Here is a 26,357-nt window from a genome sequence, read left to right as displayed (position 1 = left end):
TTATTTTACTTTACATAGGAGAAAGAAAATGACGGAGTTTATGAAATTTTTATGAAAAATGGCTTTAAGGAAGCCGAATTTCGATTCCTTAAAGCCATTTAATTTTAGGTTCCGTTCTATTCATGATTCGCCTAATATTAGCCCGATGTCGATAAATCACAAATGAAGCCAAAAGTGTTACAACAATTAGCAGGGGGATGTCCCCCTCAATGCAAGCATAAATGACCGCACAAATGCCAGCGAGCATAGATGATAAAGATACATATTTAGTTATGTATAGACTGACAAAAAAGACCACGAAAATGGTTAAAAACATGAGCGGGGCACAAAACAATAAAACGCCGCCAGATGTTGCTACTGCTTTACCACCTCTAAATCCAGCAAATATCGGATAGGTGTGGCCGATTACCGCAAAAACTCCAGCAAGTAATGGATTGATTTCGAGTCCAAACAATACAGGTAAGGAAGCTGCTAATGTCCCTTTTAGGATATCAGCCGTAGTAACAGCTAGACCAGCTTTTACTCCTAATGTTCGAAATGTATTTGTTCCCCCTAAATTTCCACTTCCATGTTCACGGATGTCTGTTTTATAAAAAACTTTACCAATAATTAAACCTGACGGAATTGATCCTAGCAGGTAGGCTAGTATCAGGACTAAAATAATTTGAACCATCAACGATTTCTCCTTCTATAAATAATAAATGTCCTATTATTTTACCATGTAATGGTGAAAAAACACTACCACTGCTTTTAACGAATTCAAAAAGTACTAAAAAATACCTTCTCAATTTTTCGTGGATACCGTACGATAGAGGTGAGGAGGATGAACGATGGCACAAATTGAATACCAAAAAAAGAAATTATTATCACCAAAATGGATCCTAGGAGGATTGATGATAGCAATTTTAATGATTGCATCTTCTATTCTTTTTTTATTATATCCGTTTGCCTCTAAGGAAAGAGTCAATTATTTTACCGAAAAAAATCCGATCCTTTTTGAAGGAACTCAGCGGGGAAATGCACTAGTAGAAGGGAATTCTATATTTCTCCCACTTTCTTTTATGCAAGAGAACATAGATAACAGTATTATTTTTGATGAAAAATCTAAATCAATCATCATTACAACTGCTGAAAAAGTAATCCAAATGCCTACTGATTCCTTAACTTTCTTTGTTAATCAAAAACCAGTGGAACTGCATGTAACACCGATTATTTCAAAAGATGGACAAATTTTTGTAGCAATCGAACCGCTGCTCTCCTATTATCCTATTCAGTATAGTGTATTAGAGGATACAGGAGCGGTTTGGATTCAGAAAAACGGTGACCATTATTTTCAAGGGGAAATTACAGGGGAAGATGTACATCTAGAAAAACTGAGATTACGAACAAAGCCATCTTTGAAAGCTCCTTACACAGCAGAAATGTCTAAGCAGGAAGCTGTCATGATTGAAGCTGAGGAAGAGGATTACTATTTAGTGAGAAAAGAAAATGGACTAAGCGGATACATCAACAAGAAATATGTGAAGAAAAACAAAGAGATCAATATTGCGATTACTCAGGAAAGTGAAACTATATCAGTTCCAAAAATTAATGGACCGATTCAATTAACCTGGGAAGCTGTTTATACGAAAAATCCTGATCATACTCAAATCCCAGAGATGACGGGTGTGAACGTAGTGTCACCAACTTGGTTCTCTTTGGCTGGGAATGATGGGAGCATAAAAAACTTAGCATCCTTAGAATATAGTAAATGGGCACAGTCGAAAGGCTATCAAGTATGGGGGCTGTTTTCAAATTCGTTTGACCCGGTAATGACTCATGAAGCTTTAAAAGACTTTGAAACACGTCAAAAGATAATCGTCCAGCTGCTTCATTTCAGTCAAATGTACCAACTGCAGGGGATTAATTTTGATATTGAAAATGTAAAACAAGAAGATGGACCACTTGTCACTCAGTTGATGCGGGAAGCAACACCCTACCTGCATGAAGCGGGGTTAGTTGTTTCAATGGACATAACTTTTTATGCAGGTGAAAACAATAATTGGTCATCCTTCTACGAAAGAGATAAGCTTGCAGGTATTGCAGACTATCTTATTATCATGGCTTATGATGAACACCCAGGCTCATCAGCCGTTGCGGGCAGTGTCTCGAGTCTTCCATGGGTAGAGACGAACCTACAAAGCTTGTTAAAAGACGTACCAAATGAAAAGTTAATACTAGGTGTACCTTTATACACTAGATTATGGAAGGAACAAATAAAAGAGGATGGAACGACAGACGTTACCTCTCAATCCATGTCAATGGCAAAGGTGAAAGAATGGATTACAGAAAAAGGGCTGCAGCCAGTGTATGATGATGCAAGCGGTCAAAACTATGCGGAATATTATGCGGAAGATGAGAAAGCAACTTATAAAGTATGGATTGAGGATGAATTATCGCTAAATAAACGAGCAAACCTTGCATCTACTTACCAACTTGCTGGTGTAGCTTCTTGGTCAAGACTTTTTGGAGATCAGACCGCATGGACTGCGATTAATTTGGATCCTAATAAGGCGGTAACACAAAAATAGATCACATGTGTGGTCTATTTTTTGCATCTTTCAAAAAATATTCTGTCTAAGTTAAGAACAATTAGAGTCAATTTTATTACAAATATATGGAGAATTTTCAAACCATTTCGTTATCGATTGATAATGATTGTTCACAGGAAATATAATTTAAATATAATATTTAAAACATTAGGTAAACCGACCAAAGGGTCGGTTTTGTCATATACAATTTAAGACGTTGAAAGAGGTGAAAATCATGGCTATTACTGTTCCACAAAACCGCAGTTATCAATACCAGGATGTAAAGGTCTTATATGTAGAAGATGAGGTGTTTTCACGCGAAAAATTATTACGGGTCTTAAATCGCCGTTTTTCAGATGTCCATGTTGCCATTGACGGTGAAGAAGGCTTTCAGCTATATCAGCAGCACCTCCCAGACTTAATCATCACAGATATTAAAATGAATCGTATGAGCGGTTTAGACATGATTAAAAAGATTCGGAAACATAATGAAAAAGTTCAAATTATTGTTACCACCGCACATGATGAGAATGATATCTTTCTCCAGTGCATTGAAAATAACGTAAATCATTTCATTTTAAAACCGATTGACCTGGAACACTTTTTATTAGCAATTCAAAAATCTGTTGAAGAAAGTAAAAAGAATAAAATCTTATCAATGATGGACCCATTAACACGATGTTTTAATCGGTTAAAATTTGAAGAGCTGCTTTCGAGTGAAATAAGACGGTCAGAACGCTATAACCATCCTTTTTCTATTATTCTCATGGACATTGATTATTTTAAAAATGTGCATGATTATTTTGGTCATCAAAAAGGGGATGGAGTGCTCATCACCATTTCAACGATTGTACAGCAAAGAATTCGAGAATCCGATGTTTTTGCCCGTTGGGGCGGCGAGGAGTTTTTTCTTTTAACACCGGAAACGAACAGCCGGGGAGCAATGGTGCTTGCTGAATCCATCCGTTCCTTAATTGATAGTTTTGCTTTTCCGGAAATAGGTTCTGTAACCTGTAGTTTTGGCGTTGCAGAATTTTCTGCTGGCAAGTCGAAACAAAAACTCATTTCGGAGGCAGATAAAGCACTATATAAATCAAAAAGAAATGGAAGAAACTGTGTAACGTTTTATAACAGTTGAAAAGGTGATCAAAAGTGCATGGATTTTATTTTTCAATCATCTTAGTCATATTGATACTTGTTGGTTTTATTCTAAGATATATGATTACGTATAGAGTGCTTGTGAAAAAGCTAAAGGAAAGTGAAGAAAATTACCGAGAATTGACAGAAAAATATGAGGTGGATGTAAGTAACTTAGAAAACAGAGTGAAGCAGGAAGCAGCCAAAAATGAACAGAAAGATCATTTACTTATACAACATTCAAGGCTTGCTGCGATGGGTGAATTGATCGATAGTATTGGACATCAATGGCGACAGCCGCTTAATGGTCTATCACTCATCATCCAAGACGTCCGTGAAGCGCTCCAATTCGGCGAAATCAATGATCAATATATTGACACTTTCACCAAAGAAGGCATGATCCAAATTAAACATATGTCACGTACAATCGATGATTTTCGGAAATTCTATCAACCAAATAAAGAGAAATGCACCTTTTCTCTTTCCGATTCAATTGAAGCTGCGCTGTCTATCTATTCCTCCAACCTTAAGAAACATGACATTCACGTTGAGTTTGAATACCGCGAACAACATATGGTCTTTGGATTCCCAAATGAATACAGTCAAGTTGTTCTAAATATTTTAACCAACGCACGAGATGCATTTGTAGTAAACGGGATTAAAAATCGAAGACTGGATATTAATATTCATACAGACGGTAGTTTTTTAGTTGTCCTCTTTACAGATAATGCTGGTGGCATTGAGCCTGACTCACTTTCAAAAGTATTCGAACCCTATTTCACAACTAAGAGCAACGGAACAGGTATTGGACTATATATGACGAAAATAATTATCGAGAAGATGAATGGTAGTGTTAAGGTTGAAAATACAGATGGCGGAGCGCGATTTATTCTATCTGTTCCGAAAGTTGCCTCCGAAAACATTCCATCACTTATCACTGTTTAACCAACATTGCTCCCGAAATTCGGGAGCAATTTTTTTTGCAAACAATTGATTTATGTTATAGTAAAAGTGGATAGAAAATTAAGGAAATAAAGGAAGTGTTTGTTCATGGCAGTTGAAAATCCATCCTTAGAAGAAATTGGTGCTATATTAAAAAAATCAAAACGAATCGCTGTTGTGGGTTTAAGTGATAAACCAGACAGAACTTCGTATATGGTTTCAGAGGTTATGCAAAAAGTAGGATATGAAATTATTCCGGTGAATCCAACGGTTGATGAAGTGCTTGGTGTAAAAGCCGTTGCCTCGTTAAAAGATATTGAAGGACATATTGATATTGTCAATGTTTTCCGCCGCTCAGAACAATTGTATGATGTAGCGAAAGAATTTGATGAGATCGATGCAGATGTTTTTTGGGCACAGCAGGGCTTAGTAAATGAAGATGCATATGAGTTTTTGAATGAAAAAGGATATACAGTCATAATGGATCTTTGTATAAAAGTGGCACATTCTTTTACAAAATAATGATTAAAGAAAAATTCTGCTAACATTTAGCAGTTTTTTTCTTTTTATTACCAAAAATACTGTTACAAAATTATGTTGTTTCAAATAAGACATTTGCCAAATCGAAATAAATCGCTAAAATAAAGCATAAGCATGCGCGTTCTTGTGGTACAATTAAGAGCGGCAAACATTCGTTCTAAATAATGGAAATATAACTTTTTTACACGAATGAATAATTTACTCATAAAGATAGCAATTAAAAGATGTTTTTTCTTTTGCAGGGAATGAAAGGGGTATTTTAGTGGCAAGTAATCAGAAAGCTTTTGAATATAATGATGATGCCATACAGGTACTAGAGGGACTTGAGGCCGTCAGGAAGCGACCAGGAATGTACATCGGGAGCACTGATACACGCGGATTACACCATCTTGTATATGAGATCGTTGACAACTCTGTCGATGAGGCTCTTGGAGGATTTGGGAACCAAATCATTGTTAAAATCCACAAAGATAATTCAATTAGCGTCATGGATAAAGGACGCGGTATGCCGACTGGCATGCATAAAATGGGGAAACCGACTCCTGAAGTCATATTAACTGTTCTTCACGCTGGCGGTAAATTTGGTCAAGGCGGTTATAAAACAAGCGGTGGTTTACATGGTGTTGGAGCCTCAGTCGTTAATGCATTATCTGAATGGTTAACTGTAACGATTAAAAGAGATGGCTTTGTTTATGAACAACGCTTTGAAAATGGTGGTAAACCGGTTACTACACTAGAGAAAATTGGAAAAACGAATCAAACAGGTACCACGATTCACTTTAAACCCGATTCATCCATCTTTTCTACCACCACATATAATTTTGAAACATTATGTGAGAGGTTAAGAGAGTCAGCGTTTCTTTTAAAAGGATTAAAGATTGAAATCATTGATGGCCGTAATGATTTTCATGAGGTTTTTCATTATGAAAATGGGATTGAGGCATTTGTAGCTTACTTAAATGAGGAAAAAGACGCCCTTCATCCAGTCGTTAGTTTTGAAGGAAGCCAAAATGGGATTGAAGTTGATCTTGCCTTCCAATTCAATGATGGCTATTCAGAGAATATCCTTTCGTTTGTAAACAATGTCCGGACAAAAGATGGAGGAACGCATGAAGCAGGTACGAAAACGGCAATTACTCGTGTTTTTAATGACTATGCACGCAAGGTTTCTCTTTTAAAAGAAAAGGAAAAAAATCTTGATGGTGCGGATATTCGTGAAGGATTGTCCGCTATTATTTCCGTTCGTATTCCTGAGGAGTTATTACAGTTCGAGGGACAGACGAAGGGCAAATTAGGAACGAGTGAAGCAAGATCTGCTGTTGATGCAGTGGTTTCAGAACACCTGTCTTACTTCCTTGAAGAAAATCCTGACATTAGTACATTGTTAATTAAAAAGTCTATAAAAGCTTTCCAAGCTCGTGAAGCAGCACGGAAAGCACGTGAGGACGCAAGAAGCGGGAAGAAACGCAAGCGTTCTGATGCAGTTTTATCAGGGAAGCTAACTCCTGCTCAATCAAGGAATCCCCAAAGAAATGAGATCTATTTAGTTGAGGGTGACTCTGCGGGAGGATCTGCAAAACAAGGACGTGACCGCCGCTTCCAGGCAGTACTTCCACTGCGTGGTAAGGTTATCAATACAGAAAAAGCTAAGCTGGCTGATATTTTTAAGAATGAAGAAATCAATACGATTATTCATGCGGTAGGTGCTGGAGTCGGTTCTGACTTTAATGTTGAAGATGTGAACTACGACAAAGTTATTATTATGACCGATGCCGATACAGACGGTGCGCATATTCAAGTGTTACTCTTAACCTTTTTCTATCGGTATATGAAACCGCTGATTGAAGCTGGTAAGGTATTTATCGCACTTCCACCTTTGTATAAAGTGAGTAAAGGCACGGGTAAAAAAGAAATAATCGAATATGCTTGGAACGAGGATGAACTTCAGGGTGCGATTAAAAAAGTTGGTCGAGGCTATATTATCCAGCGCTATAAAGGTCTTGGTGAAATGAATGCAGACCAGCTGTGGGAAACTACGATGGATCCTGAAACTCGGACATTAATCCGTGTGAAAATAGATGATGCTGCAAGAGCAGAGCGACGTATCACCACTTTAATGGGTGATAAAGTAGACCCTCGCCGTAAATGGATTGAAAACAATGTGGCGTTTGGTTTAGAGGAAGATGACACGATCCTTGAAAATGAAAATATTACGGTCGCCCGGGAGGAATCTGAAGAATGAATACAAATGAGAAATTCCGTGACTTACCTCTAGAGGATGTAATCGGCGATCGTTTTGGCAGATATAGTAAGTATATTATTCAAGAACGTGCCCTTCCGGATGCAAGGGACGGATTGAAACCCGTGCAGCGAAGAATACTTTATGCGATGCATGTTGAGGGAAATACCCATGAAAAAGGTTTCCGTAAATCAGCGAAAACAGTTGGTAACGTTATTGGTAACTATCACCCACATGGTGATTCCTCAGTTTATGAAGCAATGGTGCGGATGAGTCAGGACTGGAAGGTTAGAAATGTCCTTGTCCAAATGCACGGAAACAACGGAAGCATGGATGGAGATCCTCCTGCTGCGATGCGTTATACGGAGGCACGTTTATCCGCTATTTCAGCAGAATTGCTTCGCGATATTGAAAAACAAACAGTTGATTTTATTCCTAACTTCGATGATACCTCGAAGGAACCAACCGTATTACCAGCGATGTTTCCAAATTTGCTGGTAAACGGATCAACTGGGATATCGGCAGGTTACGCAACGGATATTCCACCACATAATCTCGGTGAAGTTATTGACGGAGTCATTATGAGAATGGACAATCCTGATGTATCGATTGATGAATTAATGACAGTTATTAAGGGCCCTGATTTTCCAACTGGTGGTATCATTCAAGGAATTGATGGTATTAAAAAGGCCTATGAAACTGGTAAAGGAAAAATCATTGTTCGTAGTAAAGCGGATATTGAAGATGTACGTGGCGGCAAACAACAGATTGTCGTGACCGAGATCCCTTATGAAATTAATAAAGCGAATCTTGTTAAGAAAATCGATGAATTCCGTCTCGATCGAAAGGTCGAGGGAATATCAGAGGTTCGTGATGAAACGGATCGAACAGGACTAAGAATTGTCATTGAATTAAAGAAAGATGTGGATGCACATGGTGTCCTGAACTATTTATATAAAAACAGTGATTTGCAAGTAACCTATAATTTTAATATGGTTGCTATTGCTAAAAAACGTCCTAAATTATTGGGTATTCGTGAATTACTGGATGCTTATATTGAGCACCAAAAGGAAGTTGTTACTAGAAGAACACATTTTGAGCTAGACAAAGCGAAGGAACGCCAACACATCGTTGAAGGGTTGATGAAAGCACTATCCATCCTTGATGAAGTTATTGCGACCATCCGAGCATCAAAAGATAAACGTGATGCAAAAGATAATTTAATTGCAAAATTCACGTTTACTGAAGCACAGGCTGAAGCAATCGTTTCCTTACAACTATACCGCTTAACCAATACCGATATTACGGCATTACAGAACGAAGCAGAAGAGTTGGCTAAAAAAATTGAAGAATGGACCTCAATTATTTTAAGCGAAAAGAAACTTTTATCTGTCATTAAAAAAGAATTAAAAGATGTTAAAAAACGATTTGCAGATGATCGACGTTCAAAAATAGAAGCAGAGATTGAAGAGTTAAAAATTAATCTTGAAGTAACCGTGCCAAGTGAAGATGTCATCGTAACGGTTACCATGGAAGGTTATGTCAAACGGACAAGCCAGCGATCCTTTGCTGCTTCTAATGGTCAAGACCTCGCAATGAAGGATTCAGACCGCTTAATTGCACAGCTTGAAATGAACACAAAAGATGTATTGCTTCTCTTTACGAATAAAGGGAATTATTTATTCTGTCCTGTACACGAACTTCCTGATATTCGTTGGAAGGACCTAGGGCAGCATGTTGCCAATATCATCCCAATTGAACGGGATGAAGATATCATTCAAGCCATTCCAGTAAAAGATTTTGAAGTCGATTCTTATCTAGTATTTGTCACGAAAAATGGAATGGTAAAGAAAACTGAACTTAAACAATACAAAGCTCAGCGATATTCGAAGCCATTAGTGGGTGTCAATCTTAAGGATGATGATCAAGTCATTGATGTTCATCTAACAGATGGAACAAAAGAATTGTTCGTAGTATCTAATTTTGGCTATGCACTATGGTTCCATGAGGAAGAAATTAGTATTGTCGGTGTTCGAGCAGCCGGTGTAAAGGGTATTAATTTGAAGGATGGAGACTTTGTTGTTGGTGGTAAGGTACTTACTCCAGATACAAAAGAAACCATTGTGATCACCACGCAACGCGGTTCTGTTAAGAAAATGAAACTGAAAGAATTCGAAAAAGCAACACGAGCTAAGCGTGGGGTTGTAATTTTACGAGAGCTAAAAGCAAATCCTCATCGTATAGTAGGCTTTGTGGTTGCAAATGACGAAGATACTGTCATCATTCAAACAGAAAAAGGACACACGGAAACATTGTTAACATCAGAAATTCGCTTAAATGACCGTTATTCTAATGGATCTTTTATCCTTGATGAACACGATAATGGAAAAGTTACGACCATTTGGAAGGTAGAAGGTACACCTAAAGCGGAAGAATAAAATAATTTTCAAAGACTCCCTAAATGTTGGGAGTCTTTTTCATGTTTTTACCAAAATTGGGGCATACTACATGTATCAGATTTTGGAGGGAAAAAGAATGAAAAAAGAATTACTACTAGTTGCTACTGCATTTTTTCTCATGTCTGTTACTGCAATTACTGGCGTTCATGCTATCGAAGAAAAAGTTAAATCTGTCACGATTTCAAAACATGAATCTGATGTCACAGGAGATGGAATCAATGAAAGTATTCAGTTAAAAGGGGTTCCTTATGAAGATGAAGAGGATTATTTGAAAGAGATATATATTGATATATCTACTACTGATGAAAAACAGTACAAAATTCCGCTTGAAAGCGGGTCTAAGGCTTCATTAAAGCTGGTAGATCTAAACCAGGATGGAGTGAAAGATTTATTTTCTAATGTATTAACAGGGGGAAGCGGAGGCATAACCCTTAATTATTTATATACTTTTAAGGATTTTATTACCAAAGAATTGGTTGTTCCCGAACCATTAGAAATTGCCAGCACATTTGAAAATGGCTATAAAGCAAAAATAACCATTGGACTAACAGGTAAAACCTATGTGTTTGATTTAAAGGATCGAAAAAAATATTACAAAAGACTAGGACTTTACTATAAAGGACGATTAAATGAACCAACAGAATTAACTGTAAATTCCTTTACACTCCTTGAACCGATTCGGCTGGACAATGGTAAGATAGGACTGAAAGGGATTCAAAGTGTTACAGGAACCTCTAATACGGATAATATTGCTTATGTGGAGTCATCATGGCAATTCGGAAAGGATCAGTGGTCTCACATTCAAACGAACGTGAGTAAGGCAGTTGAAAAAGCAAAATAATATTTTGGGCGGAGGGGTGAATCCTTCCGCCCATTACTCGTATATTTGTTTGTCTTCCCAAATTTCAAAACAGTACGGGATTCCAACCAATGTTGCCGTTAGTTCATCGTAGGATACTAAATCTTTTTTCGACAACTCTTTTAAGGAGCGCTTCCCCATCGTTCGTAATGCAACATTTATTTCTTCCATACTCGCAGTTAAAAATTTCTCAGCTGCTTGTTCACCTGCTTCAATGTTAAATTGATCCTTGAATTTGCCATTATACCAAACGGCTTGAGTAGGAGGTTCAAATGGCAGGGCATTTAATGATTGAGTATGAGAAACACTGAATAATAGAGAAGAGCCAACATACACAGCGTCAGCCCCAAGTGCGAGTACTTTTAAGAAATGTCCAGGCACTAAAAGCCCCCCTGAGACAATTAGACTAATTTTTCCTTTCATCATACGATTTTCTAGATGGCGGACCGCTCGAACAAGCCCATGTAAAGTTGGAATTCCAAAGTCATCGCATAATATAGGAGGTGCTTCTTTCATGGCTGCCTGCCCGCCGTCAATCGCAATAAAATCCACATCCATTTCAATTAAATGATCGATGTCTTCCTCAATCTTACCGCCCATGCCAATTTTCACACCAATCGGGACACCCCCCGATAGGTTTCGAAGTTCCATAACCAGTTCTTTCATATCTTGTAAGGTTTGATTTTCAAAGAAAAGCTCACCTATAACAGCATCTTCATTTTCTTTTACCCCCATTATCTCACGTGCACGCCCGGGTAAGTCTTGAGGTGGGATTTTTTTACCCATCCCCATAAGGGCACCTTGCCCTAGTTTTATTTCGATCATATTAGCACGCTTGATGACGTCTTCTTCCTTTGCCCATTCTGTTTTCGAAAACTGTAAGATATAGTTTCCAGCTACATTTAACTCTTCAGGTAAAATACCACCTTCACCAGAATTAATCGCCGTTCCGACTTTTTTAGCTGCCTTCGCCAATGAAAGCCTTGCCTGCTCGCTCAGCCCAACCCCGTAGCCCATTCCACTGATCATGAGTGGAATTTTAATTTTCATTGGTTTCCTAGCTTGGGGACCAATGGTTACGCCCGTATCAACTTGTACGTTACTATCAACCAGGACAGGAGATGTTTGAGCAGGGATGAAAGTAATCGGGTCTAAATGGGGCCATTTTTTCGAAGAGCTGCCAAGTGGACGATAAAGAACTGTGCCTGTTGTTGAACGCAAGCTATTCTCTAGCATATTTTGTATGCCCATATGCCGAAGACCTGGCATTAACTCCATAATGTTTTCTTGATAACTGTCGGTTAAAATGATTTTACCGGCCTTCTTCACTACTAGTTTGGTGATTAATCGCCAACCAACTAGAATGAATAATACAAGGATAAATAGGATAGACATCATGGCAAAAGCTAAATACAATAACATAGTTGGCATTGTCAATTCTCCCATTACATGATTTCAAAAACCTTTATTTCTCATTTTGATTGATTTCTTCCAATGGGTCACAGTATTCAAATGAAAAAGGAATTCCAATGAACTTTGCAGTTGAAGGGTCATGGGAAACTAAATCTTTTTTTGATAATTCTTTTAAAGAGCGTTTGCCCATTGCCCTTAATCCCGTTTTCATTTCTTCACTACTCGCTATTAAGAATTTTTCGGCTGATTTAACGCCATCCTCCTGCTTAAATTGATCTTTAAATTTCCCTTGATTCCATGCTACTTGTGTGGGTGGTTCAAATGGAAGAGCCTTCAAAGTTTGAGTATGGGAGATTGCAAATAACATGGAGGAACCTATGTAAACAGCATCAGCACCAAGAGCAAGCATTTTTAAATAATGTCCTGGCACTAAAAGACCTCCTGATGCAATTAAACTAATTTTACCCTTCATTTTACTTTTTTCTAAATGATTTACCGCTCGAACGATAGCGTGCAAGGTAGGGATCCCCATGTCATCGGATAAAATGGGAGGCGCACCTAAAGTTGCAGCCTGACCACCGTCAATGGCAATATAATCAACCCCCATGGAAATCAGGTAATCAATATCCTCTTCAATTTTCCCCCCCGCACCCATTTTTACCCCGATTGGTACACCGCCGGTAAGATTCCTAAGATGATCCACAAGGTTTTTCATATCTTCAAGTGTTTGATCCTCAAAAAAATTGTCGAAGATCACGGCATCTTCATCTGCTTTAAGCCCCATTACTTCACGCGCTTTGCCAGTCAAATTTTTGGGAGAGATTTTCGCACCTACCCCAAATAGTGCACCTTGTCCTAACTTAACTTCAATCATGTCTGCACGTTTTAGAACCTCTTCTGACTTTGCCCATTCTGTTTTAGCAAACTGTAAAATATATTTTCCAGCAGCGTCTAATTCTTCAGGCATGACACCACCTTCACCAGAATTAATGGCCGTCCCTACATTATTAGCGGCTGATGCCAAAGCAAGCCTTACTTCTTCACTAAGGGCTATTCCATAGGCCATCCCGCTAATCATCAGCGGGATTTTAATTTTCATTGGTTTTTTTGCTTGTGGTCCTATTGTTACACTCATTTCTACACCTAAGCTGCTTTCAATTGGAAAGGGTGATGTTTGTGCAGGAATGAAAGTAATTGAATCTAAATGCGGCCATTTTTTCGACGATCCAAGAGGACGATGGAGGAGGTCTCCTGTTTCAGCACGCAAGCTATTTTCCAGGACATTTTGAACACCCATATGCTGAAGACCTGGCAGTAACTCCATAATATTTTCTTGATAATTGTCCGTTAAAATAATGTTGCCCATTTTCTTTACCATTCTTTTCACAAGCAGGCGCCAGCCAAGAAGAAGACCGATAAAAAGGACAAATAAGATAGAAATCATTATAAATACTGATATATATATAATATTGGACATTTTCACTTCTCCACATAATTGTCAGTAATATTTCTTTATTATTGCCCAAAAATAGAAAATGATGTTAAAAATTAATGATTCATGAAATCATTAAAACAGGTAAAAATAGGGGAGATGAAAATGTCAATTTTCATAGAAATATAAAATGAAGGAAGGTAGTTCCTCGTGAATTTAATGAAAGAGGTTGCTCATCGTCCATATCCATTACCTTCGAAAAATTGGATCATACGGCAGACCTGGAATAATTTATTGTTTTTGCATTGGCCTATTTCTCCAAAACAATTACAGCCATTTATCCCTTCACCTTTACAAATAGATATTTTTAATCAGTATGCTTGGATTGGAATTATCGTCTTTTGTATGGGAGGTATCTATCCTCGGGGGTTTTCATTGAAATCATTAACACCTAAATTTAAAGAAATTAATGTTAGGACCTATGTGCTTCTCAACGGAAAACCTGGTGTATATTTTCTTTCTCTTGATGTTCCCGATTGGGCTTCTCTTACCATTGCAAAGCGCTGGTATCGACTCCCGTATCATCCCGCAAAAGTATCTATCCAAAAAGAAGAACAGACCTTTCATTGTTCAAGCATTCGTAATGGAAAAACCAATAGCCCGATTAGCTTTAATGGTAAATTTAAACCCATCTCCGAAGTTTTTTTTCCTCAAGAAGGCACTCTTGAACATTGGCTAACAGAGCGATACTGCCTTTATAGTACAAAAAACGGTATCGACATCTATTGCGGTGAAATCCACCATCGTCCATGGCCGTTACAAATAGCCGAAGCAAATATAAGCCGTAATACAATGTTTTCAACCTTTGAATGGGATCTTTCTGATGTAAAACCCATTTCACACTATGCAAAAGGTATGGATACTCTTTTTTGGAATATTAAGAGGGTAAATGTTCCTTTTTAGCAAACAAACTACCACTTAAGAAATTTTAGGTCCATCTGTATAAATTATCCTAAACGAAGAAACATAGTAAGTAGGAGTTAGGTCATTGTAAAAAGTGGGGATTAGCTTGATTCGTAATGTCAGTAAATTGTTAAGTAAAACAAAAAACATAGGCACTCAAACAAAACAAAACAATCAACAGGATTTAAAACCACAGGATTTTCTTTATCATGATTTTGACCAAAATGTGGAAACATTTCGATCGATTTATGTAAATTGTTTTGATGTTATGTTCCGCTCGTTTTTGCTATATGGAAAAACAAGAGCCTTGGTTATTTATATTGTTGGTCTTTCAAACACTAATGGGATAGAAGACTTTGTGCTTTATCCATTCATGAAGGAAACAGCTAATGAGGAACAATCTTTCCATAAATTACTTGAGAATCAAATGCCAGTTTCAATGGTAAAAAGAATCAATACATTTACGGAGTGCATACAATCAATAGCTACTGGTTACCCAATTCTTTTGTGTGAAGGGGAGAATGATGCGTTTTCCTTAGGGTTGTGTAAATGGGAAAAGCGCGGAATTGAAGAACCTGCTGCAGAAGGAGGAATTAGGGGTTCTCGGGAGGGATTTAATGAATCACTAGGTATTAATACATCGCTAATACGACGCATTATCAAAAGTCCTGCTCTTAAAATGCAGCCGATGAGGATAGGTGAATACACGGAAACAGCTGTAGTACTTGCTTATATTGAGGGACTTGCGGATAAAGGATTGATCGAAGAGATATCGAATCGGCTGAAACGGATTAAGATTGATGGGATTTTGGAAAGTGAGTATATTGAAGAAATGATTGAGGACAATTCCTACTCGCCGTTTCCGCAAATCCTATCAACAGAGCGTCCGGATATTGCTTGTGCTAATTTGCTAGAAGGACGTGCAGTAATACTAGTGGATGGGACACCCTTTAGTTTAGTTGCTCCCATTTCATTCTTTTCTTTAATCCAGTCCCATGAGGATTATTATCAAAGACCTTTGATGGGCACATTAATTCGTTGGCTGCGCTATTTTTTTCTTGGAATATCTCTTTTGCTGCCCTCTTTATATATTGCTATTTTAACGTTCCATCAAGAAATGGTTCCTGCCGCACTCCTGCTGAGCATGGCGGCTTCTAGAGAAGCTGTTCCTTTTCCCGCCATTGTTGAAGCGCTAATAATGGAAATATCCTTTGAAGCACTTCGGGAAGCAGGTGTTCGCTTACCGAAGCAGATTGGGTCTGCGGTCAGTATTGTTGGTGCGCTCGTGATTGGGCAGGCAGCCGTTCAGGCTGGGCTAGTTTCAGCTCCAATGGTCATTGTAGTGGCAATTACAGGAATCGCTTCATTTATGATTCCTAGATATGCTGCGGGGATGGCAATCCGAATGCTGCGTTTTCCCATTATGTTATTTGCAGGCACATTAGGATTGCTTGGCATTATGATGTCAATCATCGCTATAGCCATTCACTTATGCAGCATGCGTTCATTCGGTGAGCCTTACTTATCGCCGCTGGCACCGCTAAAATTTCGTGAACTAAAGGATGTATTGTGGAAGTCTCCTTTGTGGATGATGGATACACGACCTCACTTCACTGGAGAATCTAATACTCACCGACAATCTCCGGGCCTTGCACCAAGTCCGAAACAAGGTGGAGATCAGAGTGAATAATGGAGGCAGTTGACCTTGTATGTCAGCGAATGGGAAGGGGCAACTTTTAATGAGAAACGCTCTGCTTTTGCTTTACTTTTGTGGTTCAATCCTTTTTGTAACTGGGTGCTGGGATCGAACAGAAGTGAATGACTTGGCGATTGTTACAGCAGCAGCGATCGATAAAAAGGAGAACAATCAAATCGAACTCTCTCTTCAATTATTTATCCCTAAATCGTTAAGCATGGGCGGTGGTCAGGGGGGCGGTGGCGGTGGCGGTGGTGGCGGTGGCGGCGGACAAATTACACTCGCAGCCTCTCATAAAGGAGACAATATTGCCGATGCACTTTCAAAACTTCAAGCCCAACTTCCTCGTGAAGTCTTTTGGGGTCAATGCAAGGTGTTTATTTTTGGAGAAAAAGCAGCAAGGGAGGGAATACAAGAGCACATGGATTTCCTGCTTCGCCATCCAGAACCAAGAGAAAGGGCATTTATCTATGTGAGTGAAGGAGATGCGAAGCGTTTCCTTGAATTAAGCAGCTATCTAGAACGGTATTCAGGAGAAACCATACGGGAACAATCTAAAAGAAAACTGGGAATACAAGTAACCATGCAAGATTTAGACGAAATGTTAACAGGTAATGCACATGTTGCAGCATTGCCATACCTTAAAATTAGAAAAGAAAAGCAAACCCTTGCTAAGTCATATAATTATCCTGATCTTTTCGCAACAGCCGTATTCAAGAAAGATAAAATGATTGGAACATTGAATGAAAGTGATACGAGAGGGGTGTTATGGCTGAGAAAAGAAGTAAAAGGATACACAGTAAATGTTAAACCTAAAAGTCAAAAAGGGGAGGTATCTTTAAATCCGGTTTCGGCTCGTGTAAAACTTATTCCACGAATTAAAGGTGACGAATGGAAAATGTTCGTTAAGATAAATACTGAGGGAGCAATCGTGCAAAACGGAACAAATTTGAATTTTTCTGATCCAAAAGCCATTAAACTTTTAGAAAAAGCATATCAAATGGGAATTAAAGAGCGTATCGAATATGCTCTGAAGAAAACTCAGCATGAACTAAAAACAGATATTGTTGGATTTTCCGATGAATTTCACCGGAAATATCCAAAACAATGGAAACAAATAGAAAATCAATGGGAAACTAAATTTCCAGATGTAAAAGTGATTATTGACGTTCAAGCCCATGTTCGGAGGCAGGGATATATCAATAAACCTGGGGGAATGCCCGAACAAGAGGTGAAAAAATGATGAGATGGGGGGCCTTTTTTGCTACAACAGTTATCGTCGCTCTGATTATAATTTTTCAATGGCCGAAAATAAAACAAAATTCTAAGAAAGACAAATTGGCGTTTTTCATGCTGCTCCTTATTGGTTGGGTGCTGTCAATGTTTGATCTCCCCAATATGGCAGGGCCCACAACATGGATTGAAGCTCTTTTTAAGCCATTTGGAAAGTTTATGGAACAGTAATTTTTGAACAACACCGCAAATGTAAAAGGATTCGACTAGTACCGTTGTCTATCTCCAGGACCAAGCCCTTTTGAGTCATAAATTGATAGGCGGTGCCTCGTGCATTTTTTTGTAATATTCGTGGAAAGGAGAAAGATGATGGAGAAAGGCAAAATTTCATCTCTACAGATGGCCATCATGATGTATCCTACGATTGTGGCTACCGCTATTCTTGGAGTTCCAAGCATTACAGCAATGTATGCCAAAAATGATTTATGGCTGTCACCCATTTTGGCGTCCTTCATCGGGATATTGACGGTGTATATAGCGTATAAACTGCACAAACATTTTCCTAACCAAACAGTGATCCAATTTAGTGAACAAATCATGGGCCGGTTAGTTGGAAAAATTCTTGGTTTCTTATACTTAGCATTTTATATCCCAGTCACAGGAGGAATCATTAGAGGTTATGGTGAATTTATTGTCGACTCTTTTCTTGTCAAGACTCCAATAAGTGTTGTCATGGCATCGATGGTCTTACTCTGTGCTTTTGCCGTGCTCGGAGGGTTAGAAGTATTGGCTAGAGTTGCTCAATTGTTTTTACCTGCTTTTACCATACCACTCATCATTTTAATCTTCTTATTGAGTCCTGATTTTGAATTCAAAAATTTATTTCCCATGTTTGAGGATGGAATAATGCCATCAATTAAAGGGGCAATTGCGCCGAGTGGATACTTCACGGAATTTTTTCTTATGATTTTTCTCCTTCCTTTTTTAACGGATGGAAAAAAAGGCTTGAAATATGGGATGATGACTGTTTTTGCTGTGATGATGACGTTAGTTGTAGTGAATCTTATCGTTTTTTTGGTGCTTGGGGAATCGACAATCTCTAAGGTTTATCCTTTGATGAATGTATCTCGGTCTATAAGTGTCGGCAATTTTTTTGAAAATTTAGAGTCGATTACCATGGCTGTCTGGATATTAGGTGCGTTTATCAAAATCTCTGTGTTTTATTATGCCGCTGCTTTAGGTACTGCTCAATGGCTTAATCTTTCAGACTACCGTCCTGTTATATGGCCGATAGGGATTCTTTTGGTAGAATTCAGCTTTTGGTCGTTTCCCAGCGGGATGGAGCTTGGGCGTTATGATCTTGTCAACTTCCCTTTTCAAGGATTAATGATGCAGACACTCATTCCCATGTTATTGTTGGTAATTTCGGTTGTAAGTAAAAGACTGGTTAAAAAATCTAAAACAAGCTGACTTTATTTTTTCATCCTTGATACCAGAGGGTGCTGCATTGTTCGATCTCTCGAATAGCATGTACTGTTAAATGGATAAGAATTCATTTTTAGCCGGGGGTTAGTTCATGGAAAAGTGATCAGCTCATGATTTAGGTGTGATTTTGTTTTTTTAAAGATTTTAGAAAGGAGAAAGATGATGGAGAAAGGCAAAATTTCATCGCTTCAAATGGCTATCATGATCTATCCTACGATTGTGGCTACTGCTATTCTCGGGGTTCCAGCCATTACTGCGAAATATGCCAAAAATGATTTATGGCTGTCACCCGTTTTGGCATCTTTCATCGGGTTTGTAACGGTGTACATTGTACATCAGCTCCACAAACTTTTTCCGAACCAAACAGTGATCCAATTCAGTGAACAGATTATGGGCAAGGTCGGCGGAAAAATGCTTGGTTTTTTATTCTTGTTTTTTTATATTCCAAACATAGGTCAACTAATCAGAAGTTATGGTGAATTTATTGTTGACTCTTTTCTTATCAAGACTCCGATTAGTCTCGTCATGGGATCGATGGTACTCCTCTGTGCCTTTGTGGTAAACGGTGGTATAGAAGTATTGGGAAGAGTTGCAGAACTCTTTTTCCCTATTTTAATAATAGGTCTCATCATTCTAATTACCTTATTGAGTCCTGATTTTGAATTCAAAAATATTTTCCCGATGTTTGAGGGAGGAATAATGCCTTCAATCAAGGGTGCGATCGTGCCGAGCGCATGGTTTACGGAATTTTTTCTATTGATATTTCTCCTCCCTTTTTTAGCTGACCAAGAAAAAGGCATGAAATATGGGATGATGTCTGTTTTTGCTGTTATGATGACGTTAGTTGTGGTCAATCTTTCTGTTTATTTTGTGCTCGGAGAAACGACAAGCTCAAAGGTTTATCCCGTGATGAATGCAGTACGGTATATTAGTCTTGCAGACTTTTTTGATAATTTGGAGTCCGTCACCATGGCACTTTGGATTTTAGGAGCGTTTGTTAAAATTTCGGTGTTTTATTATGTGGCTGCATTGGGGACTGCCCAGTGGCTTAATCTCTCTGATTATCGGCCCGTGATATGGCCTTTAGGTATACTTTTTGTAGAATTTAGCTTTTGGTCGTTTCCGAGCGCAATGGAAACTAGTCGTTACGATATCATCGCATTTCCTATTTATGGATTTTTGATGCAGACGGTCATTCCTCTGTTTTTGTTGGTGATTGCTGTGGTAAGAAAAAGATTGGGTAAAAAATCTAAATTGAGCTGACTTTTACGGGAAAGGAGAAAACGATGGAGAAAGGTAAAATTTCATCCCTTCAGATGGCCATTATGATGTATCCTACGATTGTGGGAACTGCCATTATTAATGTACCTGCGATTACAGGGCTATTTGCCAAGAATGATTTATGGCTTTCGCCAATATGGGCTTCCTTCACCGGTTTTCTTGCCGTGTATGCAGCAATTCAGTTGCACAATATCTACCCAAATCAGACGATTATTCAATATTGTGAAGAGGCCATTGGGCGGATTTCAGGTAAGATTCTAGGATTTATGTATGTAATCTTTTTTGCCCTGATGAATGGCCACGGAATTCGAATTTATGCAGAATTTATTGTGGGAGCCTTTCTTCCTAAAACTCCCATTAGCGTTGTCACTGCATCGATGATTCTCATTTGTGCTTTTACTGTATACACTGGTTTAGAAACAATAGGGAGATTGGGCCAGCTTTTTTTTCCCGTTTTTTTTCTTCCTCTTATGATTGCTATATTCCTATTACTACCTGAATTGCATCCGCAGAATATCTTTCCCATTATGGAAAATGGGATCATGCCTTCCATTAAGGGTGCGTTTGCACCTCAGGCGTGGTTTGGCGAGTTTCTGCTCATTTCATTCCTTCTACCCTTCTTATCAGATATCGAAAAGGGAAGAAAGTGGGGGATTTTCTCCGTATTTTTCGTGATGCTTACTTTAGTCATGGTTAATCTCTTAGTACTATTTCTATTGGGAGCAAATCTTGCGAGTTATAGTTATCCTTTGCTAAAGGCTTCTCGATATGTTAGTATTGCTGATTTTCTTGAAAATTTAGAGTCAGCGGTCATGGCGATTTGGGTATTAGGAAACTTCGTGAAATTCTCAGTGACCTATTATTGTCTCGTGCTCGGTACTGCCCAATGGCTGAACCTTTCCGACTACAAGCCAGTCGTTTTTCCATTAGGATTATGGACCATGATAATTAGCTTTTGGGGTATCCCAAGTCAAATGGAAAGTACTGAATATTCTACTTTGAAAGGATTCCCATATTTGTCTTTAGTGTTTCAAACGCTAATCCCACTTTCGCTGCTTATGATTGCCGTTATCCGTAAAGGAAAAAAGAAAAAGGAACAAAACGGATAAATTTCTGAACATAAGCAGCAAAATAAGTTGGAGGGCAATTCAGAAACGAGCAGGGGGCATAGGTTAAGATAAAATTGCCATCATGAATTGGGTTTACAAAATATGAAAAGTCAGGAGAAAAATAAAAAAATGGAGAGAGGAAAAATATCATCCCTACAAATGGCCATTTTAATGTATCAAACCATTATAGCTACCGGTATTATTTTTTTTATTCCTGGCTTTACAGCCAATGGAAATTGGTCACAAATAGGAGGGAGGAGGATCTAAAATGAACTGTTAATTAGTTAGGTAGAAAAAAATGATAAAATTAGGTTGGGGTTGATAGGAGAGTAATAAATAATAATGGAACTAAATAAAAGTAAAAGAAGTTTTTTAATAAGAATTTATATAATTGTAAAAAATGATTATAGATGACTATGGAATTTTTGATTAAAACTAATTAGCTTAATACGAAAATTTCTTTTTTCGTCTCATTATCTTAAGTATACTTGGATATTGAGATATCATCGAAATTATCAACATAATAATATTATGTAAACTGATAAAATCAAAAAAATCAGCAGCTATTACTGCTGACTTTCGTTATGATTGCTCTTTTGGCATATCCATTTTATCTACAGCAATTTTTAAATCATCATTCTTAATATGGGTATAGATCATCGTGGTTTGAATCGATGAATGACCTAATTGTCTGCGTAATTTTGGTACATCATTGATCTCTGCGTGGTATCTTGTTGCAAATGAATGACGTAGCTTATGTACAGATAATGATGGTTTACCAAATGCTGTAGCATACTTTTCTACTAATTTTTCAACAGATCTTGCAGTAAGTCTTCGAGTTTTTCCTTTAGGACCTATTGGTGCTGCGATGAATAAAGCCTTATTATTCTTTTCAACCTGGTATTTAGCAGATCTCACTGATAGATATTCCTGCAGATCAGCCATTGCCACCTGACTAAAGTAGACGTATTGCTCTTTATTTCCTTTTCGAATGACTCTTACACAGTACTTTTTATAGTCAATATCATCTAATTCAATGCCAATTATCTCTGAAAGACGTAGTCCAGACCCCAAAATCAACGAAATGATGGCCGTATCACGCTCTTTATTTAATTGATGAAAGTTATAAAGTTTTTTGTTATCTTTGTTTAATTCACCGTAATCATTCGCAACAAATAAACGGAACTTTTCGTATTCATCGCCAAGAAGAATTTTGCCTTCCATTTTAGCAGCTTTTGTTTCTATGTTTTCTTTGACTTCATTAAATTCAATTTTCGCCAATACATTCCGATTAATGTAAGGCTTTAAATCAGGGGTTTCAGCAATGTTCTGCAAATAATTAAACAGGGACTTTAAAGCTGATAATTTCCGATTGACAGTTAATTCTTTATTATTTAATTCGTAATGCAGGAAATTTAAAAAACTTTCAATCTCAATAACCGTCATTTGCTCTAAACGATCTAAGGGAATATCTTTTGCAACTCCAATAAATAATTGCTCACGGATCATCCAATTAAAAAAGATTTTGTAATCATGGCAGTAATTAAATAAGGAAGCAGTCGAAAGCTTTCTTAATTTATGATTGATATATTCATCGACATACCAGGGTAATTCGCTCAGAAGGAATTGTAATTTAGAGAAATTATTTTGTTTTGATGGATTTACCATAAAATCACCTCACTTCTATATCTTACCTATTATACATAATTACGTCAAATTTATATTTTACGTAATTATCTGAAATAGAGATACTTCCTCATTTTAGATAAAATTCTTGTCTTATATTTACCATATTTGCCTCTTCCCTTCAATCTTTTGAAATTCCTTTCTGTGAATCACGTAAATCCTATATAATAGATTTATGATATTTTTAAAGGAGATTTCTTAATGAATCATAAACAGTTAGAAGAAAAAATCATTCAGAACTATCAAGGCGAGGAAAAAATGATGATCCTCATTTTTGCTCAGTGGTGCATCAATCATAATCTTAACCCTGAGGAATTGTATTTACGTGCCTACCCTAATCAGTCTTCAAACATGGCTTTAAAAGAAGCAATGGAATTAGTGGTACCTAGAGATGAAGCTGGAGAAATTGGTGACGAAACACTCCTTGGTGTCTTATCTTTGTTTGGAAACGATGACCTTGCATTTGTTGTGACAGAGGAAATCGCTAAAATGAAATAAATTTCCTTAACATACAACACAAATGACCTCAGAATGAATGAGGTCAGCACTTAAACTAAAGAAATAACAAACTTACCTCCTTCCTTTTTAATTATGGTATGATGGTATCAGTTATTTTTTTGAGGAGTGAAATCATGAGCGTACATAAAGACTTAATTAACCATGCGAAAAATCAAAATCAAAGTTACCAAGAGTTTCAAGCTTTGGATGAGCTGCGTGAAAAATATATTGAAGAAGCCATTGAATTATGTAAACAAGGGAAACCTTATACAACAGATAAAATTAATGAAGTGACAAATAAAATGAACAGAATCAATTTACGAATCATATCACTTAGAAAAAATGTTACAGAAGATATGGTTCGGGAATATGTAGCCTCATTAGAAAAAAAATAATCCACTCCTTGGTAAAAAAATCCACCATAGAACAAATGTTCTATGGTGGATTTTTTTAGTTCTTATTTTCTCTTACTTCTTTCATTAAGTACTTAACAAAATCATCGTCTTTTACAAGCCAGACTTCATAATTTCTTTTTAAGTAACTTTCCCCGTCTTTAAAATTAGCAAAGGTTTGCTCCAATCTATTATGATTTTGTTCAATTGCCCACTCATGGTCATTTACCTGGTAAAGCAGGTAGATATCTTCCCTTCTATTTTTATACAGAGTGCCGAACGTGGATTCTTTCAGGTTATAACGATTTCGTCTCGCATCCTCTGGAACTGGTTCTAAATGAAAAGTTTCAGTCACAAAGCTTTTATATGCTTCCTCTGTTAACGAGCATCCCGATGCCTTTGAATGCCCTCCTCCACCGTATTGTCCCGCGACCTGAGAAACATCGATATGATCGTGAATGGTACGGAAACCCATCCGTTTTCCGCCAATATTTAATATTGCTATATAATCAAGATGTGGGTATTCTTTCCCAAGCTCATTTCCAAGCTCTGAGTGATAGGATTCAGCATATACCACACCTGCAAACAGTCCATCCAGTTCTGTTTGAACCAACTCCCTCCTTTTCCTGCGAATATAGCGATCAATTTTATCTTCTTCCATATCTATTATTTTCTTTTCAAACTCGTCAAAATGAAAATGTTCGCTATTCTGTAGCCGAGTGATCATTTTTTCTTCAAATTCATCAATCGAGACAAGAAAAAATAGAGCATTCAGACGTTGAGCCTCTTGATTCTCATTTTTTTCCCACTCCCACGTATCATATTGTCTAACCAGCTCGACAAATTCAGTTATTGTATCTGATGACTCAATAAGTTGATGTGCAATAAGATAGTCATACAATAATGAGGTTGCTGAAGTTAATTTCCCTTCCTCGTCCTCTACAACAACATGTCCCCATGGATAGTTATTATATTCCAGGGCTGTTTTATGATGATCAATTAGCTGCACTTTTCCCCCATTTTGATAAAACTCATCAAGTCTTTGTTCATTTTTTTCATTTACAGACAAATCGGTAATAAACAAAAATGTTTTCTTGTCATCATTTTCTAGAAACCATTCCACCTCACGATTTAAGCCTGAAATAGAATTGTAGCGAACCTTTACATCCTCTCCAAATGCAAGTTTTGCTAAGATTCCACACCCGACACCATCTAAATCATTATGAGACAACAGTTTATACAAGTTCTTCACCTCATAAAATAGTATGGGTTCAAATCCATAAAATTAGTATCTTGACCAAATAGTAAATAGCTTCCTTTTTCGGTCTTAAATAAACAAAACTCGCCACTACAAAAAGTGTGAGTTTTGTTTTTAATTTCCTATAAATGATAGGATTTCATCTTTCTGATTGTAAAAAACACTTCTTCCTAATTCACTAAGTATATCCATATATTTCACTTCATCAAACGGTACTTCCTCTCCTAATTCTTCATTTATTCGAAGATATTGCTCTTTAAGAAGAAGCTGACAATGATAGGATACCGATTCTGAAGACAATTGAAGTGCCAAATCAAGAAGTTTAGGTGTTACCTTCAACGAAGGGAAATGCAATGGCAGCCATTGTCTTATCCCCCAATACTTTTCATTGTCGTTTTTAAAATCAATAGTTTGTAAGCCTGTGCCAAGTGATAATATGTTTATTTCACCAATAGTTTTATTAAAATAATGAATAGATTCGGTAAGTCCTACTAATGAAGGATTATTCGCCCATAATCCGCCATCAATGGATAAGTATTGATCCCCTATTTGGTTAGGGGGAAAATAGACGGGGGCTGAGCAGGATGATAGGACAGCATCCCAAAGTTTTATCGATAAATCTTCACTTTCAGGATGACCATAGTTGGAGCGGTGAATAAAAGGTTTTCCGTGGGTTATGTCAACTGCTGGAATAAGAAGCGGCTTCTGAATATCCTTCATTTCCACTTCACCAAATGCTTTTTTTAAAAGATGTCTTAGAGATCGGTCACTATACACACTCTTAAATAGCCCAACCTTTGCCTGTCTAGTAAAAATCTTCTCACCATAGTGCTTGTAACTTTCAAATAATTCTTTCATATTTTTATTTAGTGACACTGAAGCGGCGATAATTGCCCCAGTACTTGTACCAGCAACTACATCAAAAAACTTGCCAACAGGATGACCCACTTCTTCTTCCAATGCCTGTAAAATAGCAATGGCAAAAATCCCCCGGATCCCACCGCCATCTATGCATAGTAATTTCATTTAATTTCACCTAAATATTCCTTCTTTTTTCTTAAGTTTGCCCTTCCGTCGTTATACTTATCACTTATTATATTACTTCTTTAGTTTCTCCATAGAATAACCGCCCATCGATCCAACCTTATATACGCATTTTCGATGG

22 protein-coding genes are annotated in these 26,357 nt (G+C 37.5%); 16 read left to right on the top strand and 6 right to left on the bottom strand.

Annotated features, from left to right (window positions below):
- Positions 1-88: 88 nt before the first annotated feature.
- Positions 89-673: a glycerol-3-phosphate 1-O-acyltransferase PlsY gene (gene plsY, locus TR08_RS21450; protein ID WP_045521750.1), complete on the bottom strand. Its 585-nt coding sequence runs from the start codon at positions 671-673 to the stop codon at positions 89-91.
- 157 nt (positions 674-830) lie between these two features.
- Between plsY and TR08_RS21445 the strand changes: the two genes are divergently transcribed.
- The 7 genes from TR08_RS21445 (at position 831) to TR08_RS21415 (ending at position 10,728) form a co-directional block, all read left to right on the top strand.
- Positions 831-2,570, top strand: a complete 1,740-nt coding sequence (locus TR08_RS21445) for a glycosyl hydrolase family 18 protein (RefSeq protein WP_045521749.1) — start codon at positions 831-833, stop codon at positions 2,568-2,570.
- A 235-nt stretch (positions 2,571-2,805) separates the two neighbouring features.
- On the top strand, positions 2,806-3,708 hold the full coding sequence (locus TR08_RS30460; RefSeq protein ID WP_052427562.1) for a GGDEF domain-containing response regulator: 903 nt from the start codon (positions 2,806-2,808) through the stop codon (positions 3,706-3,708).
- Positions 3,709-3,722: 14 nt separating this feature from the next.
- Positions 3,723-4,652 carry a sensor histidine kinase gene (locus TR08_RS21435; protein ID WP_052427561.1) on the top strand — a complete coding sequence of 310 codons (930 nt, stop codon included), beginning with the start codon at positions 3,723-3,725 and terminating at the stop codon, positions 4,650-4,652.
- A 105-nt stretch (positions 4,653-4,757) separates the two neighbouring features.
- Complete coding sequence (locus TR08_RS21430) at positions 4,758-5,171, top strand: CoA-binding protein (protein WP_045521748.1); 414 nt, start codon at positions 4,758-4,760, stop codon at positions 5,169-5,171.
- 280 nt (positions 5,172-5,451) lie between these two features.
- Positions 5,452-7,431, top strand: a complete 1,980-nt coding sequence (gene parE, locus TR08_RS21425; RefSeq protein ID WP_045521747.1) for a DNA topoisomerase IV subunit B — start codon at positions 5,452-5,454, stop codon at positions 7,429-7,431.
- Entirely contained in the window at positions 7,428-9,866 is a 2,439-nt protein-coding gene (gene parC, locus TR08_RS21420) for a DNA topoisomerase IV subunit A (protein ID WP_045521746.1), read from the top strand. Before parE ends, parC begins: the two co-directional genes overlap by 4 nt.
- 97 nt (positions 9,867-9,963) lie before the next feature.
- Positions 9,964-10,728, top strand: coding sequence for a hypothetical protein (locus TR08_RS21415; RefSeq protein ID WP_045521745.1), 765 nt, complete (start codon positions 9,964-9,966; stop codon positions 10,726-10,728).
- Between the two features lie 33 nt (positions 10,729-10,761).
- On the opposite strand, the gene TR08_RS21410 is transcribed toward TR08_RS21415, so the two are convergent.
- The gene (locus TR08_RS21410; protein ID WP_045521744.1) at positions 10,762-12,177 is read right to left on the bottom strand and encodes an FMN-binding glutamate synthase family protein; all 1,416 of its coding nucleotides are present in this window, start codon (positions 12,175-12,177) and stop codon (positions 10,762-10,764) included.
- Positions 12,178-12,211: 34 nt separating this feature from the next.
- On the bottom strand, positions 12,212-13,636 hold the full coding sequence (locus tag TR08_RS21405; RefSeq protein WP_045521743.1) for an FMN-binding glutamate synthase family protein: 1,425 nt from the start codon (positions 13,634-13,636) through the stop codon (positions 12,212-12,214).
- A 174-nt stretch (positions 13,637-13,810) separates the two neighbouring features.
- Here TR08_RS21405 and TR08_RS21400 point away from each other — a divergent pair, with 174 nt between their 5' ends.
- The 7 genes from TR08_RS21400 to TR08_RS21370 all read left to right on the top strand — a co-directional run bounded on the left by TR08_RS21400 (position 13,811) and on the right by TR08_RS21370 (position 21,358).
- Positions 13,811-14,554, top strand: coding sequence for a YqjF family protein (locus TR08_RS21400; RefSeq protein WP_238579214.1), 744 nt, complete (start codon positions 13,811-13,813; stop codon positions 14,552-14,554).
- Between the two features lie 106 nt (positions 14,555-14,660).
- A complete protein-coding gene (locus TR08_RS21395) occupies positions 14,661-16,244 on the top strand; it encodes a spore germination protein (RefSeq protein WP_052427560.1) in 1,584 nt (527 codons plus the stop codon).
- Between the two features lie 49 nt (positions 16,245-16,293).
- Entirely contained in the window at positions 16,294-17,493 is a 1,200-nt protein-coding gene (locus TR08_RS21390) for a Ger(x)C family spore germination protein (protein WP_045521799.1), read from the top strand.
- Positions 17,490-17,714 (top strand): hypothetical protein, encoded by a 225-nt coding sequence (locus tag TR08_RS21385; protein WP_238579209.1) that lies wholly within the window; start codon positions 17,490-17,492, stop codon positions 17,712-17,714. Before TR08_RS21390 ends, TR08_RS21385 begins: the two co-directional genes overlap by 4 nt.
- Before the next feature lie 138 nt (positions 17,715-17,852).
- Positions 17,853-18,953: a GerAB/ArcD/ProY family transporter gene (locus TR08_RS21380; protein ID WP_045521741.1), complete on the top strand. Its 1,101-nt coding sequence runs from the start codon at positions 17,853-17,855 to the stop codon at positions 18,951-18,953.
- A 177-nt stretch (positions 18,954-19,130) separates the two neighbouring features.
- Positions 19,131-20,231, top strand: a complete 1,101-nt coding sequence (locus TR08_RS21375; RefSeq protein ID WP_045521740.1) for a GerAB/ArcD/ProY family transporter — start codon at positions 19,131-19,133, stop codon at positions 20,229-20,231.
- 23 nt (positions 20,232-20,254) lie between these two features.
- Entirely contained in the window at positions 20,255-21,358 is a 1,104-nt protein-coding gene (locus tag TR08_RS21370) for a GerAB/ArcD/ProY family transporter (protein WP_045521739.1), read from the top strand.
- 582 nt (positions 21,359-21,940) lie between these two features.
- On the opposite strand, the gene xerS is transcribed toward TR08_RS21370, so the two are convergent.
- The gene (xerS, locus tag TR08_RS21360) at positions 21,941-23,026 is read right to left on the bottom strand and encodes a tyrosine recombinase XerS (protein WP_045521737.1); all 1,086 of its coding nucleotides are present in this window, start codon (positions 23,024-23,026) and stop codon (positions 21,941-21,943) included.
- Positions 23,027-23,245: 219 nt separating this feature from the next.
- Between xerS and TR08_RS21355 the strand changes: the two genes are divergently transcribed.
- Both TR08_RS21355 and TR08_RS21350 read left to right on the top strand, forming a co-directional pair.
- Positions 23,246-23,542 (top strand): hypothetical protein, encoded by a 297-nt coding sequence (locus tag TR08_RS21355; RefSeq protein ID WP_045521736.1) that lies wholly within the window; start codon positions 23,246-23,248, stop codon positions 23,540-23,542.
- A 134-nt stretch (positions 23,543-23,676) separates the two neighbouring features.
- Positions 23,677-23,937, top strand: coding sequence for a DUF2533 family protein (locus TR08_RS21350; protein ID WP_045521735.1), 261 nt, complete (start codon positions 23,677-23,679; stop codon positions 23,935-23,937).
- A gap of 55 nt (positions 23,938-23,992) precedes the next feature.
- On the opposite strand, the gene TR08_RS21345 is transcribed toward TR08_RS21350, so the two are convergent.
- Positions 23,993-25,177 (bottom strand): DHH family phosphoesterase, encoded by a 1,185-nt coding sequence (locus tag TR08_RS21345; RefSeq protein ID WP_045521734.1) that lies wholly within the window; start codon positions 25,175-25,177, stop codon positions 23,993-23,995.
- A gap of 129 nt (positions 25,178-25,306) precedes the next feature.
- Positions 25,307-26,218 carry a CBASS cGAMP-activated phospholipase gene (locus tag TR08_RS21340; RefSeq protein ID WP_045521733.1) on the bottom strand — a complete coding sequence of 304 codons (912 nt, stop codon included), beginning with the start codon at positions 26,216-26,218 and terminating at the stop codon, positions 25,307-25,309.
- Between the last annotated feature and the right edge of the window lie 139 nt (positions 26,219-26,357).

It is taken from the genome of Neobacillus niacini (genome assembly GCF_000759675.1).
In the GTDB taxonomy this organism is placed as follows: Bacteria; Bacillota; Bacilli; order Bacillales; family Cytobacillaceae; genus Neobacillus; species Neobacillus niacini_A.
This window is presented reverse-complemented; position numbering and strand designations above follow the sequence as displayed.

What these genes read in the sequence shown, in the direction of transcription:
- plsY (WP_045521750.1), bottom strand. Translation starts at nt 673, where the DNA reads ATGGTTCAAATTATTTTAGTCCTGATACTAGCCTACCTGCTAGGATCA.
- TR08_RS21445 (WP_045521749.1), top strand. Translation starts at nt 831, where the DNA reads ATGGCACAAATTGAATACCAAAAAAAGAAATTATTATCACCAAAATGG.
- TR08_RS30460 (WP_052427562.1), top strand. Translation starts at nt 2,806, where the DNA reads ATGGCTATTACTGTTCCACAAAACCGCAGTTATCAATACCAGGATGTA.
- TR08_RS21430 (WP_045521748.1), top strand. Translation starts at nt 4,758, where the DNA reads ATGGCAGTTGAAAATCCATCCTTAGAAGAAATTGGTGCTATATTAAAA.
- parC (WP_045521746.1), top strand. Translation starts at nt 7,428, where the DNA reads ATGAATACAAATGAGAAATTCCGTGACTTACCTCTAGAGGATGTAATC.
- TR08_RS21415 (WP_045521745.1), top strand. Translation starts at nt 9,964, where the DNA reads ATGAAAAAAGAATTACTACTAGTTGCTACTGCATTTTTTCTCATGTCT.
- TR08_RS21410 (WP_045521744.1), bottom strand. Translation starts at nt 12,177, where the DNA reads ATGCCAACTATGTTATTGTATTTAGCTTTTGCCATGATGTCTATCCTA.
- TR08_RS21405 (WP_045521743.1), bottom strand. Translation starts at nt 13,636, where the DNA reads ATGTCCAATATTATATATATATCAGTATTTATAATGATTTCTATCTTA.
- TR08_RS21400 (WP_238579214.1), top strand. Translation starts at nt 13,811, where the DNA reads ATGAAAGAGGTTGCTCATCGTCCATATCCATTACCTTCGAAAAATTGG.
- TR08_RS21390 (WP_045521799.1), top strand. Translation starts at nt 16,294, where the DNA reads ATGAGAAACGCTCTGCTTTTGCTTTACTTTTGTGGTTCAATCCTTTTT.
- TR08_RS21385 (WP_238579209.1), top strand. Translation starts at nt 17,490, where the DNA reads ATGATGAGATGGGGGGCCTTTTTTGCTACAACAGTTATCGTCGCTCTG.
- TR08_RS21380 (WP_045521741.1), top strand. Translation starts at nt 17,853, where the DNA reads ATGGAGAAAGGCAAAATTTCATCTCTACAGATGGCCATCATGATGTAT.
- TR08_RS21375 (WP_045521740.1), top strand. Translation starts at nt 19,131, where the DNA reads ATGGAGAAAGGCAAAATTTCATCGCTTCAAATGGCTATCATGATCTAT.
- TR08_RS21370 (WP_045521739.1), top strand. Translation starts at nt 20,255, where the DNA reads ATGGAGAAAGGTAAAATTTCATCCCTTCAGATGGCCATTATGATGTAT.
- xerS (WP_045521737.1), bottom strand. Translation starts at nt 23,026, where the DNA reads ATGGTAAATCCATCAAAACAAAATAATTTCTCTAAATTACAATTCCTT.
- TR08_RS21355 (WP_045521736.1), top strand. Translation starts at nt 23,246, where the DNA reads ATGAATCATAAACAGTTAGAAGAAAAAATCATTCAGAACTATCAAGGC.
- TR08_RS21350 (WP_045521735.1), top strand. Translation starts at nt 23,677, where the DNA reads ATGAGCGTACATAAAGACTTAATTAACCATGCGAAAAATCAAAATCAA.
- TR08_RS21340 (WP_045521733.1), bottom strand. Translation starts at nt 26,218, where the DNA reads ATGAAATTACTATGCATAGATGGCGGTGGGATCCGGGGGATTTTTGCC.